Source organism: Pygmaiobacter massiliensis (assembly GCF_900199435.1).
In the GTDB taxonomy this organism is placed as follows: domain Bacteria; phylum Bacillota; class Clostridia; order Oscillospirales; family Ruminococcaceae; genus Pygmaiobacter; species Pygmaiobacter massiliensis.
In genome coordinates this window covers 1,113,219-1,129,602 of the sequence record NZ_OAML01000003.1, presented here as the reverse complement: position 1 = coordinate 1,129,602, position 16,384 = coordinate 1,113,219, and the positions used below count along the sequence as shown (strand labels likewise).

The 16,384-nt window shown below is 50.6% G+C and carries 15 protein-coding genes and 1 other RNA gene; 4 read left to right on the top strand and 12 right to left on the bottom strand.

Going from position 1 to position 16,384, the window contains the following annotated elements; all coding sequences use genetic code 11:
• Positions 1-36: 36 nt before the first annotated feature.
• The 4 genes from C1A11_RS09920 to C1A11_RS09905 all read right to left on the bottom strand — a co-directional run bounded on the left by C1A11_RS09920 (position 37) and on the right by C1A11_RS09905 (position 4,125).
• The gene (locus tag C1A11_RS09920) at positions 37-1,035 is read right to left on the bottom strand and encodes a deoxyguanosinetriphosphate triphosphohydrolase (RefSeq protein ID WP_102050309.1); all 999 of its coding nucleotides are present in this window, start codon (positions 1,033-1,035) and stop codon (positions 37-39) included.
• Positions 1,036-1,317: 282 nt separating this feature from the next.
• A complete protein-coding gene (locus C1A11_RS09915; RefSeq protein ID WP_102050308.1) occupies positions 1,318-1,938 on the bottom strand; it encodes an IMPACT family protein in 621 nt (206 codons plus the stop codon).
• Between the two features lie 109 nt (positions 1,939-2,047).
• Positions 2,048-2,251 (bottom strand): 50S ribosomal protein L31, encoded by a 204-nt coding sequence (gene rpmE / locus C1A11_RS09910; protein ID WP_102050307.1) that lies wholly within the window; start codon positions 2,249-2,251, stop codon positions 2,048-2,050.
• A gap of 161 nt (positions 2,252-2,412) precedes the next feature.
• Complete coding sequence (locus tag C1A11_RS09905) at positions 2,413-4,125, bottom strand: phospho-sugar mutase (RefSeq protein ID WP_102050306.1); 1,713 nt, start codon at positions 4,123-4,125, stop codon at positions 2,413-2,415.
• Between the two features lie 150 nt (positions 4,126-4,275).
• Here C1A11_RS09905 and C1A11_RS09900 point away from each other — a divergent pair, with 150 nt between their 5' ends.
• Positions 4,276-5,802, top strand: a complete 1,527-nt coding sequence (locus C1A11_RS09900) for a YifB family Mg chelatase-like AAA ATPase (RefSeq protein WP_102050305.1) — start codon at positions 4,276-4,278, stop codon at positions 5,800-5,802.
• A 147-nt stretch (positions 5,803-5,949) separates the two neighbouring features.
• On the top strand, positions 5,950-7,689 hold the full coding sequence (locus C1A11_RS09895) for a DEAD/DEAH box helicase (RefSeq protein ID WP_102050304.1): 1,740 nt from the start codon (positions 5,950-5,952) through the stop codon (positions 7,687-7,689).
• Between the two features lie 288 nt (positions 7,690-7,977).
• Here C1A11_RS09895 and C1A11_RS09890 read toward each other — a convergent pair whose 3' ends face one another.
• From C1A11_RS09890 to C1A11_RS09865, 6 genes are all read right to left on the bottom strand, one after another.
• Positions 7,978-8,631: a hypothetical protein gene (locus C1A11_RS09890; RefSeq protein ID WP_102050303.1), complete on the bottom strand. Its 654-nt coding sequence runs from the start codon at positions 8,629-8,631 to the stop codon at positions 7,978-7,980.
• A 30-nt stretch (positions 8,632-8,661) separates the two neighbouring features.
• Complete coding sequence (locus tag C1A11_RS09885) at positions 8,662-9,147, bottom strand: 23S rRNA (pseudouridine(1915)-N(3))-methyltransferase RlmH (protein WP_102050302.1); 486 nt, start codon at positions 9,145-9,147, stop codon at positions 8,662-8,664.
• Between the two features lie 9 nt (positions 9,148-9,156).
• Positions 9,157-9,948, bottom strand: coding sequence for an MBL fold metallo-hydrolase (locus tag C1A11_RS09880; RefSeq protein WP_102050301.1), 792 nt, complete (start codon positions 9,946-9,948; stop codon positions 9,157-9,159).
• 235 nt (positions 9,949-10,183) lie between these two features.
• Positions 10,184-11,467, bottom strand: coding sequence for a UDP-N-acetylglucosamine 1-carboxyvinyltransferase (locus tag C1A11_RS09875; protein WP_102050300.1), 1,284 nt, complete (start codon positions 11,465-11,467; stop codon positions 10,184-10,186).
• A 314-nt stretch (positions 11,468-11,781) separates the two neighbouring features.
• Positions 11,782-13,551, bottom strand: coding sequence for a M23 family metallopeptidase (locus C1A11_RS14010; RefSeq protein ID WP_145995752.1), 1,770 nt, complete (start codon positions 13,549-13,551; stop codon positions 11,782-11,784).
• Positions 13,552-13,747: 196 nt separating this feature from the next.
• A complete protein-coding gene (locus tag C1A11_RS09865) occupies positions 13,748-14,629 on the bottom strand; it encodes an RluA family pseudouridine synthase (RefSeq protein WP_102050298.1) in 882 nt (293 codons plus the stop codon).
• Positions 14,630-14,750: 121 nt separating this feature from the next.
• Between C1A11_RS09865 and C1A11_RS09860 the strand changes: the two genes are divergently transcribed.
• Together C1A11_RS09860 and rnpB are read left to right on the top strand one after the other, a co-directional pair.
• On the top strand, positions 14,751-15,272 hold the full coding sequence (locus tag C1A11_RS09860) for a TM2 domain-containing protein (RefSeq protein ID WP_102050297.1): 522 nt from the start codon (positions 14,751-14,753) through the stop codon (positions 15,270-15,272).
• Between the two features lie 14 nt (positions 15,273-15,286).
• Positions 15,287-15,631, top strand: an RNA gene (gene rnpB / locus C1A11_RS09855) — RNase P RNA component class A.
• A 46-nt stretch (positions 15,632-15,677) separates the two neighbouring features.
• Here rnpB and C1A11_RS09850 read toward each other — a convergent pair.
• Together C1A11_RS09850 and C1A11_RS09845 are read right to left on the bottom strand one after the other, a co-directional pair.
• On the bottom strand, positions 15,678-15,938 hold the full coding sequence (locus C1A11_RS09850) for a pro-sigmaK processing inhibitor BofA family protein (RefSeq protein ID WP_102050296.1): 261 nt from the start codon (positions 15,936-15,938) through the stop codon (positions 15,678-15,680).
• A 115-nt stretch (positions 15,939-16,053) separates the two neighbouring features.
• Positions 16,054-16,305 carry a hypothetical protein gene (locus C1A11_RS09845; RefSeq protein ID WP_102050295.1) on the bottom strand — a complete coding sequence of 84 codons (252 nt, stop codon included), beginning with the start codon at positions 16,303-16,305 and terminating at the stop codon, positions 16,054-16,056.
• Between the last annotated feature and the right edge of the window lie 79 nt (positions 16,306-16,384).

Sequence of the window (16,384 nt, the reverse complement as noted above, 5' to 3'; positions counted from 1 at the left end):
TGGTTTTTGGGTTTTGGTGCGGGCAAAAAGCTGTAGTTAATATACGCTCCAGCTTTTGGGGACAAACAGCGTTTCAAACGCGCGGATTGCAAACTCATCGCTCATACCCGAGATGTAGTCGGTCACAGCGCGATCCTGTCCCTCCTGCTCAGCAATATGCTGATATTGAATCGGCATTTCTTCGGTGCGCTGCAGGTAATGGTCGTACAATGAAGCAATAACCCGCTCGACCTTCTGCTCTTCTTTTTTTGCAATTTTATCGACGTAAACAGTGCTATACATAAAATCGTGCAGGGCCTCGTACTGCGCCTCTATCTCTGGGGCCATACATATTTCCTCTCCACCGTGCTCTACAAGCGAGGTGATGAGGGTTGTAATGCGCTGGCTTTTGGTTTTACCCAACACACGCACAGCTTCTTTTGGCAGAGCATCCGGGTGCAGCACGCCAGCAGTAATAGCATCCTCTATATCATGGTTGATATAGGCAATATGGTCAGCATATTTTACAATGCGGCCCTCGCGCGTTGCCGCCTCTGCCCCACGGGTGTGGCAGGCAATGCCATTGAGCACTTCCCAGGTCAGGTTGAGCCCATCCGGATATTTCTCCAGTTTATCTGCCACACGCACACTTTGCAGATAATGCCGAAAGCCCTCTGGGCAAAGCTCATTTAGCGCACGCTCGCCTGCATGCCCAAAAGGGGTATGCCCAAGGTCGTGGCCGAGCGCTATCGCTTCGGTCAAATCCTCGTTCAGACGCAAGCTGCGGGCAATGGTGCGCGCAATCTGCGATACCTCCAGCGTATGGGTCAAGCGGGTGCGATAATGGTCCCCTTCCGGAGAGAGAAACACCTGGGTTTTCTGCTTTAGCCGCCGAAAACTTTTGCAATGAATAATGCGGTCGCGATCTCGCTGATAGCAGGGGCGCATCGGGCAGGGTTGTTCCTGCACAGCACGGCCGCTGCTATCTTCCGAAAGCGCCGCAAAAGGCGAAAGTGTCATGCGCTCGATTTCTTCCGTTCGCTCTCTTATCGTCATGCACTTTCACCTCGCACTTTATCTATTTAGAGATGGCACTTTGCAAAAGCCATCTAATATAATATACGATGCAGCGAAGTAAAACCCTTTATTTTTTCAAAAAAATTTTTTGCCAAGTGCTTTTTCGCGGGCATTCGCCCCTATCTATGGCCGTCCGTCCGGCTTTGCTGTCTAACATCCTGTTATTGTGCGGTTTTATTCCATTTTTATACAATAGCCCGATTTTTTTCGAGTGCAGAGAAAACACTGCCACATTTTTTCGCGTTTTTCTTGATTTTCTCCTTAAAAAGGAGCGTAATATGGCTCGCTGAGGAGCGCATCCGGCTCCCCTCTGCACAGCTCTTGCAAGGCAACCAGCAGCGGCTCTTCCCTGCCGCAAAGCAAGGTAGCGCTAACGGTAACGCCACTGGCAAAATCGGTAGAGGTTACTTTTGCACCAGCAGCTTCCAAAAGGCGCAGCGCCTGCTCATAAAGGCTATACTCCAGTGCAAGCGTAAAATCGCGCACTGGCTGCACGGTGACAATTTCAGCATTTTCGATGGCTGCCTGTGCCGCGGCAGTGTAAGCGCGTACCAGACCGCCTGTGCCCAAAAGAATGCCGCCAAAATATCGCGTGACAACGACAATTATGTCGGTAAGCCCGGAATGCCGCACCACTTCCAGTACCGGCAGCCCTGCTGTTTTTGCCGGCTCGCCGTCATCAGAATAGCGGGTGCGGCCGCCTTCGCGCAGCAGGTAAGCGTAAACATTGTGCCGGGCCGTGCGGTGCTGCGTGCGGACGGTATTTAAAAACGCCTGTGCCGCTTCTTCGCTTTCAGCAAACGAGGCGCTCGCGATAAATTCGCTCTTTTTTTCCACAATGGTGGCGGTTGCGGTACCGGAAATCGTTGTATAAGCTTCCATCGAAATCCTCCGTTTCGTCATTTTTCGCACTGTGGGCAGCAAAACGCCCTTGTGGATATGAAAAAACACAGCGCGGTTATCTGCATAACCGCGCTGTTCGTTTTTGAGATTAGTCTTCGATGTTGAAACGCTTTTTGAAACGATCAACACGACCGCCAGTGTCAACCAGCTTCTGCTTGCCGGTGTAGAAAGGGTGGCACTTGGAGCACACCTCAACACGGATGTCAGATTTAACTGAACGTGTTTTGAACACTTCGCCGCAGGCACAAGTGACAGTAGCTTCCTCGTACTTCGGGTGGATACCTTCCTTCATTTGATTCACCTCTCTCTGGTTCTGATTATTAGTGCATGTTAGTTGGCATACACAGCATCACAACCTCTGTTTATAGCGATTGCTTTCATATCCTATCACAATCCACAGAAAATTGCAACTACTTTTTTACATTCTCACAGCTTTTTTAGCTTGGATTATTTTTACAGTCCAAGCAGGTCGCGCGCGCCTTCTGCCAGCTTCTTTTGCAGGGTTTCCGCTGCTGCAGGTGTATCTGCTTTTGCAGCGTAATACACCTTGATTTTCGGCTCAGTACCAGAGGGACGAATAATGACCGAAGCACCGCAGTCAAGGTGATAAATCAGCACGTTTGCAGCAGGCAGGTCAATAGCTGTCTGGGTTCCCGTAGTAAAGTCGGTGGTCATCTGTGTTGCATAGTCTTCCAGCATCACCACAGCACAGCCGCCGATTTCCTCGATTTTCTCGCGTCGCAGCGAAGCCATCAGTGCTTTCATCAGCTCCATACCAGCAAGGCCTTCAAACTCGAAAGAATCAACCTTGTGCAGGTAGGTGCCGTAAGTGCCATAGATACGCTGTAACTGTTCGATGATGGAGCTGCCGATAGAAGCATAGTAAGCTGCCATCTCGCAGATGAGCATACTCGCCACAACGGCATCCTTATCGCGCACATAGCCACCTGCAAGGTAGCCGTAGCTTTCTTCAAAACCAAAGAGGAAGCGTTCCTCCTCACCTTTCTGCTCCAGATGCAAAACCGTCTCGCCGATATACTTAAAGCCTGTTAGTACCTTGATGGGTGTAACGCCGTAACTTTTCGCCACTTCATCTGCGAGCGAGGTAGTAACAATGCTGCGCACGTAAACAGGGTCTTTGGGCATCGTGCCTGCCTCGGTGCGAGCCTGGCAGATGTAATCCAGCAACAGTACGCCTACCTCGTTGCCTGTCAGCAGCTTATAATCGTCGCCGTCTTTTACCGCAATGCCCACGCGGTCTGCATCCGGGTCGGTCGCCAGCAGCAGGTCTGCGCCGGTCTGTTTGCAAAGGTCCAGCCCAAGCTGCAACGCTTCGCGAATTTCCGGATTGGGATACGGGCAGGTCGGGAAATTGCCATCCGGCATCTCCTGCTCGGGCACGACAGTGATGTCGTCAATGCCAATCTCTTTGAGGATATGGCGCACGGGCAGATTGCCGGTGCCATTCAACGGGGTGTAAACAAGCTTGAGGCCTGCGCCTTCACATACGCCGGGGCGCACACTCTGCTTCTTCACATTGTCGTAGTAGTCGGCAATCACCGACGGCTCAATATAGCTGATGCTGCCTGCGGCAAGCCCTTCCGCAAACGGAATATGTTTTACGTCATCAAAAATATCACTGTTCTGAATTTTCGCGTAAACTGCATCTGCACTTTCGGTTGTCATCTGGCAGCCGTCTGGGCCGTAAGCCTTATAGCCATTGTACTTTGCAGGGTTATGGCTCGCAGTGACCATAATGCCTGCATCGCAGTGCAACGCACGCACCGCAAACGAAAGTGCCGGGGTCGGCATCAGGGTATCATAAATGTATACTTTGACACCGTTCGCTGCAAGCACGCCTGCTGCTGCCTCGGCAAAAGCCACGTTTTTGTTGCGGCTGTCGTACGAGATGGCAACGCTGGGCTCTGCCTTTTGCTCTTTCAAATACGCTGCAAGGCCTTGGGTGGCCTGGCGCACAGTGTAGATATTCATGCGGTTGGTGCCTGCACCGATAACGCCGCGCAGGCCCGCGGTGCCAAATTCAAGGTTCACCGCGAAACGGTCGCGGATTTCTTCATCATTTTCACGGATATTTTCCAGTTCGGGCAGCAAATCTGCATCTTCCAGCGGAAAAGCCAGCCATCGCTCATAAGCTTCTTTATACATAAAAACTTCATCCTTTCCGGAATCTATAATCAATTTGTTACATGGTTTTAGTATACCCTAATTCCTTGCAAGAGTAAAGTTACACTTGTAGAAAATTGGCAGGCAGGTTATGATGAAAGCACTAATGTTTTGTAAAATGGAGGCCACGCTATGTATGCACAAGTCACCAGCTGCGGCAGCTTTGCGCTGGAAGGGTTCCGCGTCACAGTAGAAGCCGATATTTCAGGCGGGCTTCCTGCCTTTGAAATTGTGGGTTTGCCGGACAGCGCCGTTAAAGAGGCAAAAGACCGGGTGCGCAGCGCGCTGAAAAACAATGGCTTTTCGTGGCCGGTCAGCCGCATCACGGTGAACCTTGCCCCTGCCGATATTAAAAAGACGGGGCCCGTATATGACTTGCCGGTGCTTTTGGCTGTGCTGCTGGCTTCCGAACAACTACCGTCGGGTTTACCAGTTGAGAGCGGCTTTTTAGGCGAGCTTGCGCTGGATGGCACGGTGCGAAGCGTGACTGGCGTGCTGCCCATGGCGATTGCCGCAGCCGAGCACGGCGTGCGCGTTTTGTTTGTTCCGCAGGACAATGCACCGGAGGCAGCTGTGGTTGATGGGCTTACCGTCATTGGCGTGCCCTCCCTCTCTGCTTTGCTAGGACACCTTTCGGGCACATGTTTATTGCCGGTGCAGCCGCGTATTTTGTTTGACGCTGTGGAGCTGCCGGCAATGCCCGACTTTGCCGAGGTGCACGGACAGGAAGAAGCGCGCCGTGCGCTGGAAATTGCCGCTGCCGGATTTCACAATTGCTTGCTCGTTGGACCGCCTGGCACCGGTAAATCAATGCTGGCCAAGCGTCTGCCTTCCATCTTGCCTCCGATGACGGAATCCGAAGCCATTGAAACCGCAAAGGTGTACTCAGTGGCTGGGCTCTTAGAAAAAGGCACTGCACTTTCGGCAATACGCCCTTTTCGCAGTCCGCACCATTCGGTGTCACCGATGGGGCTCTCGGGTGGCGGCAGTAATCCTCGCCCGGGCGAAGTAAGCCTTTCGCACAACGGTGTTCTGTTTTTGGACGAGCTGCCGGAATTTTCACGCGATGCGCTGGAAATTCTTCGTCAGCCTATGGAAGATGGCACCGTGACCATCAGCCGTGTAGCGGCGACTGCAACTTATCCCTGCCGTATGATGGTGATTGCCGCTATGAATCCCTGCCCCTGCGGGTTTTATGGGCATCCTACCAAGCCTTGCAGCTGTACGCCTTCTGCCATTGACCGCTATCTGCAAAAAATATCCGGCCCGCTGCTTGACCGTGTCGACTTACACGTGGAAGTGCCGCCAGTGGAATATAGTGCCCTCTCCAGCTCCAGCGGCGGCGAATCAAGCGCAGAGATTCGTGCAAGAGTGGTTGCCGCTCGAGAGTTACAGCTTGCACGTTACCGCGGTACCGGCATTACCTGTAATGCACACCTCACACCAAAACTGCTGCGCCGCTTTTGTAAGCTTACACCCGCCGCCGACCAGATGATGGGGAATGCTTTTGCACGGCTTGGCCTCTCTGCACGTGCGTATGACCGTATTTTAAAGGTAAGCCGCACCATCGCAGACCTTGCAGGCTGTGAAACAATCGAGGCGGTACATTTGAGCGATTTGTACGATAAAGCATGTTTTTACTTTTTATTCGCACACTAGAATAAATTCGAGTAAATCTTTGCTCGTTTTCCTGATTTTTCGTCTCTCCCTCTTGACAGGCATGATACAATTAATACTTGTTGACAATTTGTACAAAATATATGTTTATATATTGTAATATAATTCAAAGAAAGAATAGGTATCTTCATGCAATTTAGTGAACTTTCCTTAAAACCCGAAATTCTCCACGCGTTAGAGGAGATGGGTTTTGCTGAGGCGACGGACATTCAGGCGGGCGCTATCCCTGCAATTTTGGCAGGCAGCGACGTTACTGGACGTTCTTCTACCGGCACCGGCAAAACAGCGGCCTTCGGTTTACCTGCAGTGCAGATGGCGTCCGAGTGTGACGACAAGGCCAGCGTACTCATCCTATCCCCCACCCGCGAGCTCGCAATGCAGATCGCAGGCGAAATCCGCAAATTCGCAAAGTATCTGCCGGGCATCAGCTGCGGTGTGGTTTACGGCGGTGCAGCAATGGATAATCAGATCCGTCAGCTGCGCACTGCCAAAATCGTCATCGGCACTCCGGGGCGCATCATGGATCATCTGCGCCGCCGCACCCTTAAGCTCGACAACCTGCACACCGTCATTCTCGATGAGGCTGACGAAATGCTGAACATGGGCTTTGTAGATGACATTCACACCATTCTCGAAAGCGCTCCCGAAGAGCGTCAGACTGTGTTACTCTCCGCAACTATGCCCCCCGCAATTCTCAAAATCATGCAGGACTTCCAGAAAGATCCCGTCATGGTTACGGTTGACGGCGGCAAAAAAACGGTAGACGGTATCACTCAGAACTTCTACAATATCCCGCAGGCAGGCAAAATCGATGCATTGAAACTGTTGATTGAATACCACCGCCCGAAACGTGCTCTGGTGTTCTGCAATACCAAAAAAATGGTCGACGAGCTTTGTGCCAGCCTTTGCGAGGGCGGATTCCGCGCTGCCGGGCTGCATGGCGACTTGAAGCAGAGCCAGCGCAACACCGTGATGAGCGAGTTTAAATCTGGCCGCGCCAACATTCTTATTGCTACCGACGTTGCTGCACGCGGCATCGACGTAGAAGATGTGGAAGCAGTTTTCAACTACGATATCCCGCAGGAGTATGAATACTATATCCACCGCATCGGCCGCACCGGACGTGCAGGCAAAGCGGGCGCTTCTCATACACTCGTTGCGAACCGCAACCAGCTGATGCGCCTGCGTGAAATCGAGCGCTACATCGGTGCACAGATCTCTGAGCAGCCGGTACCGAGCCTTGAAAGCATTGCCGAGCACCGCATGACCGATTTTGCAGACGACCTTCGCAGCCGCCTTACAGACGGCGTGGACGACGGCTGGCGCGACTTTGTGCACAGCCTCGTAGAAGAGGGCTTTGCTGCTGAAGATATTGCTGCAGTGCTTTGCGAGCGCGCCCAGAGCCGCAACAAACGCCTTGCCAGTGTACGCAATGTCACTTCTATCTCCAGCTCCAGCAAAAAGAGCTTCGGCATTCAGGCTGCTGCTCCCGGACGCTGCTGGGTTCGCACCACAATTGGCTCCGATGCAAAAATCGGCCCCAACTTTATCGTGGGCGCGATTGTAGAAGGCACCGGTCTGCCGGCTTCCAGCATCGGCAAAATCAATATCTACAGCGATCATACCGATATTGATCTTGCCAACGAAGATGCTGACCGTGTAATTGCGGAAATGAAAAACGCAAAAATCAAAGGTCGTGCTGTTTCGTTCTCGAAAGCAGCAGAAAGCGGACGCGGCGCTTCTCGCGGCGGCTTTGGACGAAAGACCCGCGATTTCGGCGCTCGTCGTGAATTCCGCGGCAAACCGAAAAAAGACGGTTACCACTCTCATCGCGACAGCAAATCTCACTCCCGTTTTAACGAAGGCTAAAAACAAGTCTTTTAATCGCATAATAAAAGCCCCGGCGTTTCTGTATATTCCAGAAATGCCGGGGCTTTTTTGTTGTTTTCTCGTTTTCGGTGCAAGGGCTTATGGCTTATAGCCAGGGTGTCTTATGGGCGGGTATTGGGCACCAAAAATCTTTGTCTTAACTTGTTCTTGATTGCCCCAAACACGCCAGCCGATAAACCGATATAACTGCAGGCAATTACCTCCAAATTAAAACAAAAAGACGCAAAACAAATCATTTTGCATCTTTTTGTAGACCACTGAGTCTGTTTATGTTTTCGCGGTTATATGCATGACAATCCAAAAAATCGATTTCTCCGGAGCCAGTAAGTCGGCAAGTGTGCGCAAATCTCCTGCATCCCCACCAAAGCAAACACAAGGCAGTGCTGCTTCCTGAAAAGGGGCCCGCGGCAAAAGCAGTGCTGAAAGCGCATTATACCAGCAAAACAACGGTGCACCGTCTTTCTCGCCATCGGCTGGAGAAAAAGCTACAAAGTGCGCCGTGCGCAGGTCGCCCCGCACGTAATAGATGATATTTGCTGCGCAGTTTTTTGCTTTTTTCTGCGCGGCAGCCTTTGTGGTAGAAAAGCTGACAGAAAAGCCTTTTTTAAGAAAGTAGGGAGCAAGCTGTACCGTGCGGGTGCCCCGTTTTCCGCCAAAAACAAATGCCGTTTCAAGTTCCAAAATGGTTCTTGCTGCATTCTGGGGTTTACCGAGCAAGCGCAGCGCGTCGTAGCAGGCCACCCAGCCACATCCCGCATTTTCAGAGGTTACCCTCCCCATGCGGTAGGCGCTGAGCATATGCTGATCAACGATTCTGCCCCTGCTATCTGTCGCACAGCGCAGAGTTCCGTTTTGTTCTTTCGCCTGCTTGCCAAGCTGCAATGTTTTATTGTATAGGTAATTTTCAAACTGCCGGGTCAATTTTGCATCTCCCCTTTTTTCGCTTTGTGCTTACTTATGATATTTCACGCCCGCGTTGATGGTGCAGGCGCGGTAAATCTGTTCTGTTAAAAGCAGGCGGGCCATCTGGTGTGTAAAAGTCATACGGCTCATTGAAATTCGTTTTGCAGCACGCTGCTTCACACTCGGGTCAAGCCCGTGAGAAGAGCCGATTACAAATGCAATATCTCCATTTCCGGAAAGCGCTTTTTCGCTAAAATAAGCCGCCATTTCTTCACTGGAAATCGGCTTTCCCTCAATGCAAAGTGCACAAATCTCCGCACCCTTTGGCACTGCTGCAAAAATTTTCTCGGCCTCTTTTGCAAGTGCTTTTGCAATGGCTGCCTCCGAAGCGTTTTTTTCTCTAATCAATTCTTCGGACAGTTCCAGTACTTTAAAATTACAAAAAGCAGAAAGCCGCTTAGTGTACTCGGCACAGCCGTCCTGTAAAAAAGCCTGGCCTAATTTGCCAATTACAATCAGGGTAATATTTTGCATTTTTTCTCCTTAAAATTCAATAGGCGCTGTCACCATATGGCGAGAAAGTGTTTTAAGTAAGCCATCCTGACCAATCTGCGCCCCTTGTGCTTCAAACGCTTGCTGCACTGCACCCCGCGCCAACTCAGGAGTATTATTCTCATTGCTCAAATGGCAAAGCGCAAACTTTTCGCAGCCTTCCGCAAGCAATCGTGCCAAAGCGGCAGCGCAATCGGTATTGCAAAGATGTCCTCTGGCAGACGCAATTCGGGTTTTTAAGTAATAGGGGTACGGGCCATTTTTCAGACGCATCGCATCATAGTTGGCTTCGAGCACCACAAGGTCTGCATTTTGCAGATTGCTATAGACCGATTCGCTCACCCAGCCAAGGTCGGTCGCCAATGCAAGCTGCCGCCCGTCTGCAGTAGTGATACGATATCCGTGGCAGTCTACTGCGTCGTGGCTGGTGGCAAAAGAAGCAACTTCAAAGCTGCCAATCTGGTCGCTTTTTCCCTCGAGTGGAATTAACACGGTGCTCGGCTGAACCAAATCATATTCTGCAAGATAATCCAGCGTGGCACTGCTGCCATATACCGGAATGGCATATTTCTTCAAAAAAACCTTCAGCCCTGCAATATGGTCCCGATGCTCGTGCGTTACCAAAATGCCTTGCAACCGATGGGGCTCCACCTGCGCATCGTGCAAAGCCGCCAGCGTCGTTTTGCAGTTTTTGCCCATATCTACGCAAAGGTATTCATCGCCGCACCCTACCAGCGCCGCATTGCCGGAAGAGCCTGAGTATAGTGAAGTAAAAGATGCCATATAGAAAAATGTCCTTTCTGGTACTAGCCGCAAAGGCTGAAAACGGCAAAGAATTGCTGTTTTAAAAGATAAATCTGTGCTAAAATCCTTGTGGTTTTCAACTTTTTTATTTTTCTGCAAAACTTCAGATTCTATTTGAAACCTAATCGCAGCCCAGCTCGTATTATTTATAGCATTAAAATATAAATTTACAAATGAAAAAACGCCAAAATGCAAGATTTTGGCGTTAAAGGTTTTACAGTGCTTTTTTCAAAACGGAATCGGGCTTTTCGATACGTTTGATATCTGCCCCTACGCCGCGCAGTTTTCCTACCAGATTTTCATATCCGCGCTCGATATAGCTAATTTCATCAATCTCAGAAACACCGTCGGCTGCCAAAGCGGCAACTACCAATGCTGCACCTGCGCGCAAATCCATTGCACGTACCGGTGCGGGCGCAAGCTTCGGCACACCTTCGATGACTGCTGTGCGGCCGTCTACCTGAATATTTGCACCCATGCGCAACAACTCGTCCACATAGCGGAAGCGGTTGTCCCAAATGCTTTCTTTGATGATAGAAGTCCCTTTAGCGACGCTTAGCAGCACAGCCATCAGCGGCTGCATATCGGTGGGAAAGCCGGGGTGCGGCATAGTTTTAATGTTCAGCGGCTCAATATCGCCAATGCAGCAAACCCGTACCGAATCGTCAAATTCCTCAATGGTTGCGCCCGCCTGCTCCAGCTTTGCTGTAATCGGCTCAAGGTGCTTAGGAATCACGTTTTTAATCAGCAAATTGCCGTGCGTAATGGTTGCGGCAACCATATAGCTGCCCGCTTCAATCTGATCCGGAATGATGGAATAGGTGCAGCCATGCATCTCGGAAACACCGCGAATTTTAATTACGTCGGTGCCAGCGCCACGCACATCTGCGCCCATCGTGTTTAAAAAGTTGGCAACATCGACAATGTGCGGCTCTTTTGCAACGTTCTCAAGAATAGTTGTACCTTCTGCGCGTACAGCTGCAAGCATGGCGTTAATGGTAGCGCCTACGGAAACGGTGTCGAAGAAAACATGATCGCCCTGTAAGTTATCACAGCTTACATTAATCATGCCATAATCCACGTTATAAGAAGCTCCCAGCGAAGCAAATGCTTTCAGATGCTGGTCAATCGGGCGGGGGCCCAAGTCGCAGCCACCCGGCATCGATACGCTGCCTTCACCAAAACGGCCAAGCAGTGCCCCCAAAAAGTAGTAAGACGCACGCATACGGCGGCTCAATTCTTCGGGTGCAACGGTAGTAAACATGTGTCCGGTGTCAATCTCGAGCGTAGAAGCATCGATCATGCGCACCTGTGCACCCATGTCGCTTAAAATTTTTACAGAGGCCGCGACATCGCTGATGTCCGGCAAATTTTCTATTACACAGCGTCCTTGTGCCAGAATAGTGGCAGGCAGAATGGCAACCGCGGCATTTTTAGCGCCGCTTACGGTGATTTCACCGACAAGCGGTTTGCCACCGCTGACAACAAACTTTTCCAATATAGTAAACTCCCCTTACAATAGGTTCCTGCTTATTTTTAGTTTAAATAATACCAAACGTGCCTGAGAAGAAATGTAAAGTGACATCGTATGGTAACTGCATTAAGAATATGGTCAAATTTCTAAATTCCATACTTTCACAGCTCTTATTATTATATCACTTTTGTGCTCCAAATAAAAGTAACAATTTTACTTAAACAAAAGTAAGTTTGTGCCTTTTTCGGCAATTTCTCTCTCTATTTCAAGGCAAAACAAATGCTCCCGACGAGCGGGAGCATTTGAGCGTTCCGGTAAAGGTTAGCTTGCCCTAAAATTTAGAAGTAATTCATGGGGTTCACACGTGTACCATTCATGATAACTTCGAAGTGGCAGTGCGGGCCTGTGGAGTTACCGGTAGAACCGACATATCCAATTAGCTGGCCCTTTTGCACAGCCTGTCCGGCACTGACAACGAGGCCGCTGCAGTGACCATACAAGGTAGACATACCGCCGCCATGGTTGATGACAGCATGGATGCCATAGCCGCGATTGCTGTAAACAGCAGTGGTCACTACACCACTCTGCGCCGCATAAATCGGCGTGCCGACGTAACCACGCAAGTCGAGACCGTTGTGGGCATAAACGCCCGTGAAGCCACGGCTCATACCCTTATAGCCTGCGCCAACCGGGAACATCAGCGGGCCGGTGCCCATCGTAATTGTCTGGCCACTTGTAGTCACTTTTGCACCCACGGAAACTTCTTCTGTGACCGGTGCGCGCAGAACGGTGCGGGCAACCTCGGTATGCGATACACGTACACCATCCACATAAGTGTCGGTATAGGTAACGCTATCGAGACCCTTCTCGCCTTTTTGGGTTGTTTTAGAAACACCAAAAGCAAGGTTGGAATCGTTTGTTTTATTTGTAGTAAACGGAATTTCTTCCTCCACCACTTCGGTCTTTACCGCTTTTACCTGTAAGAACGACTGAGCGCCCGAGATCAGCAATTCCTGACCAACAAAAACGCTCTTGCCGTTTTCCAATACGGGGTTCAGCGCATACAGATCCGCCAGCTTGATATCATTTTTCCCTGCAATGATAAGCGGGGTATCGCCCTGGGCAATCGTGTAGGTGCGCTGGCCTTGAACCTGGCTGGTCAAAAGCGAGCTCAGCTGCGAATACTCTACCACGCTGGAGGTCAAATAAACGCCGGATTTCAGCTCGACATTCTGTACGAAGCCAATCTCTGCGTCAGGGTATTGCTCCTGGTAAGGCTTTTTAATCTGCTCAAGGTCATTCTCCAGCTGCAATGCATCGGTTGTTGCACCGTAGAATTGCCCATCAACGTATAGGCCGACGGCTTCCGAGATTTCGGCACCGCTCTTTTCGAGGATGGCATTGGCCAGTGTTTCGGTATCGCTGATTTCCGCATTGGAAGCGGCAACTACCGAGAAAGTCGGGTCAATGGACCAGCTCTGCTGGTTAGAATCGGTGTAAACGATACGGCCTTTTACCATTTTTTCAGCGTTCTGGTAAACAGACTCTTCTTTTACATAGCCTACCACCTGGCCCTGGTACTCTACAGCCAGCGCATAATTGGTAGACATAAACTGATATACTGTGACTACAAAAACCACAGCAGCAGCAAGCGGAAGAATATAATACGCTAAGTTTTTTGCGAGGTATGCGTTCTTCTTGACACCCTCTTTTGCATAGCCGCCAGCCATACGTAAGGCGTGGCCCATACCATTTGCCTTTTCGTCGGCAATCAAAGTTTTAAGGCCGCTGGCCCCCTGCTTTGCACGGGTAACCGGCTCGCTGATGTCAGATCGAACATTGTGGAAGGTGTGGTGCAGATAGGTTTTGAATCTCAGCTTCCAACCTTTTAAAATACGCTGCAAAAATTTGCCGAGCTGGCACAGGCGTCTGCCTGCGCAAACTACTCTATATTCGGCTTCGGAGCCGAGGGCATAAAAAAGTCTGCCCAATTTAATTTTAATTTTTCTTAACGTAGAATATACTTGACGCTTCGTGGATTTCTGGCTTTCCATTGCTGCCTTAGGGGACGTTTCGCGACGATTATCGCTATTCGTTTCACGGGGCAAAGGATGGCTCACCTCCTTGTAGGATGTGCCGACGCAAGGATTCTGTGCCGGCAAGCATACCTTATATTATACACTATTTCGCGCTATCTGCAATCTTTTTGTAAATATTTCATCTCTCTCACACATCACCTTCCGATTAAAAAATAGCTGGCATTTGCTTTTTCGTGAAAGATATTTTCCTTTTATTGTACAGAAATTATTGGCCAAATAGCTCGAGTTTTGCGCAGAGGTCTCTCATATCCTGTGGAAGAGGTGCTCCAACGAGATGCGGTGTGCTGTCAAGTGGCTCAAAAAAGCGAAGCTGCGCCGCATGCAGTGCGTGCCGTTCAATCAGTGTCCTGCTGCCGCCGTACATATCATCCCCCGCCAGCGGATGGCCCAAAGAGGCAAAATGAACACGTATTTGATGCGTGCGTCCTGTTGTTGGCTCTACCCTCACCAGGCTATGCCCATTTTTCGCGCAAAGCACAGTATATTCTGTAATGCTCGGCTTTCCGTCTGGGGCAACACAGCGGCAAATGCTGCTTTCTTCCGCCAAGGCAATCGGCGCATTGATGGTGCCCGCCCCGAGCGGCATTTCACCTTCCGTCACCGCATAGTATACCTTGTGCAGATTTTTCCCCAAAAGCGGCGCGGCAAACCTGTTTTTTGCACAAAGCACAAGTCCTGAGGTGTTTTTATCAATTCGGGTAATGGGGCGCATCGGCGCCGGGGTGCCCCGCTGTTGCATCAGCCAGCACCAGCCGCCCGCAAGTGTGCTTTGTGCCTGTGCTACCGAAGGGTGGACCAGCTGCCCTGCCGGCTTGTTAAAGATAATCGAAAAATCGCTTTCATATAAAATTGTCATTGGCATTTCTTCGGGCTGTACCGAGGTGTCCGGCTCTTCCGGCATAAAAACGCTTACAGTTTGCCCGGTGCAAAGCAACTGGTTTGTTTTTGCCCGAACGCCGTCAACTTCGAGGCCTTGCTCTTGATATTTAATTGAGCGAATCAGCCCGGTCGTAAGCCCTACCGCATGTAAAAAGTCAGAAAGGCGTCTGCCGTCGTAATTTTGCGGCACAGTAAAATTCAGTTTCATTCACGCGTTCCTTTCTTTCTTTTTATAGTATTCAGATTATAGCAAAAAACCGCAGCAGTTGCAAAACACCCCTGTTTTGTGATACAATAAATTATATTTTTGAAATAGGAGAGACGCGCATATGTTCTGCCGAAATTGCGGAAAAGATTTTGCCGAAGCTGAAGGAGTTTGTCCAGCCTGTGGTATGCCTGCCGGTGACGGTCAGCATCATTGCCCGCGCTGTGGAAATATTACGGAAGAGCACTCTGCTTTTTGCACCAACTGCGGCGCCCCTCTTGCGGGCCCGGAGCCTGCACCTGCCGCTGCATCAACCGATAATTCGGGCAGCGGAATGCCGCCTCCCCCACCTACCTATACACCGCCTTATGGCAATGCCGGGTATCAAGCCCAGCAAAATAATTACCGAAATGTACCGCCTTACCCGCCCAAAAGCAAACTTGCTGCTGTATTGCTTGCAATTTTTCTTGGTGGATTCGGCATACATAACTTTTACCTGGGGTACAATGACAAGGGCTTATGGCAGCTGATTCTCGGCATTCTGTGCTGCGGCACCATCAGTTGGGTTTGGGCTTTTGTTGAAGCGATTATGATTCTTTGTAACTCGATTACAACCGACGCTTACGGTGTACCCTTGGGCAACTAAATATTGTTTTAAAGCGAGCAGTCCATACGACGGCGCTACGCTGTGGCAACACAGCGGGTGAGGAAAGTCCGGGCTTCACAGAGGCATGGTAGCTGCTAACAGCAGCCGGGGGCGACCCTAGGGACAGTGCAACAGAAATAGACCGCCGCAGCAATGCGGTAAGGATGGAAAGGCGAGGTAAGAGCTCACCAGCGCATAGGCGACTATGCGGCTATGTAAACCCTACCTGAAGCAACACCCGACCGAAAGCGATACACAGCCTCGTGTGCTTTCACGGAGGTGGCGTGAGCCCTGCGGCGACGCAGGGACAAGAAAGATCGTCGTTTAATACAGAACCCGGCTTACGGGCTGGTCGCTTTATATAAAAAAGAGCAGGTCGACGATTCTTCGTGACCTGCTCTTTTTTCATGCTAGACACATCAGCCGCAACAGCAGCATGGTAATGACACCAGGCACACCCAGCACTACCGCAATCAGTGCAGTACCATAGCTGAGCGCTATGGAAATGCCTGTATACTCGGCCAAAAGGTTAATTGCCCCCAAAGAGGCTGCACCCAATACCCCGTTGCCCAAGGCAGAGCGCAGCGGGTGCTTGCCGCGTGCGGCGGTAGCGGCAACTAAAATTGCTGCTATCGCGCCAAAAATAAGTATTCCCCATCGAATCATGCTTGCCCGTTCCTTTCTCAAACTCCGCCAGCCACTTAGGCACTAAATTGCCTGCACAGGGCAAAAGGGCAGAAATTTCTTCATCGGCGGGCTGGGCTGCACCTTGCGGTGGCGTTCAGCCCTCCCGCATTTTTTCCAGCAGGTATTTATGGCGGCAAAGCAGTGCTTCCCGTTCATAAATTCTGCTTTCTATCATGCTGTCTTCTGTTTCCATGTTGAAAAGCGTTTCATTGCTGCGCAACAGACGTTCGCATTCTTTTAATTGGCTGCGATATTCTGCGCGATCCGGCTCAGCGAGTGCCCCGCAAGTGACCTCTTCTCGCACTGCCGGACGCAGCCGCGTCGTAAGCATTGCTGCAAATTCCAATTGCTTCACCTCTTTCTCAGTTTATGCCAAAAGTATGGGCAAAAAGAACTTGCTTAAACAGGGCAAGCCCGCAAAACGA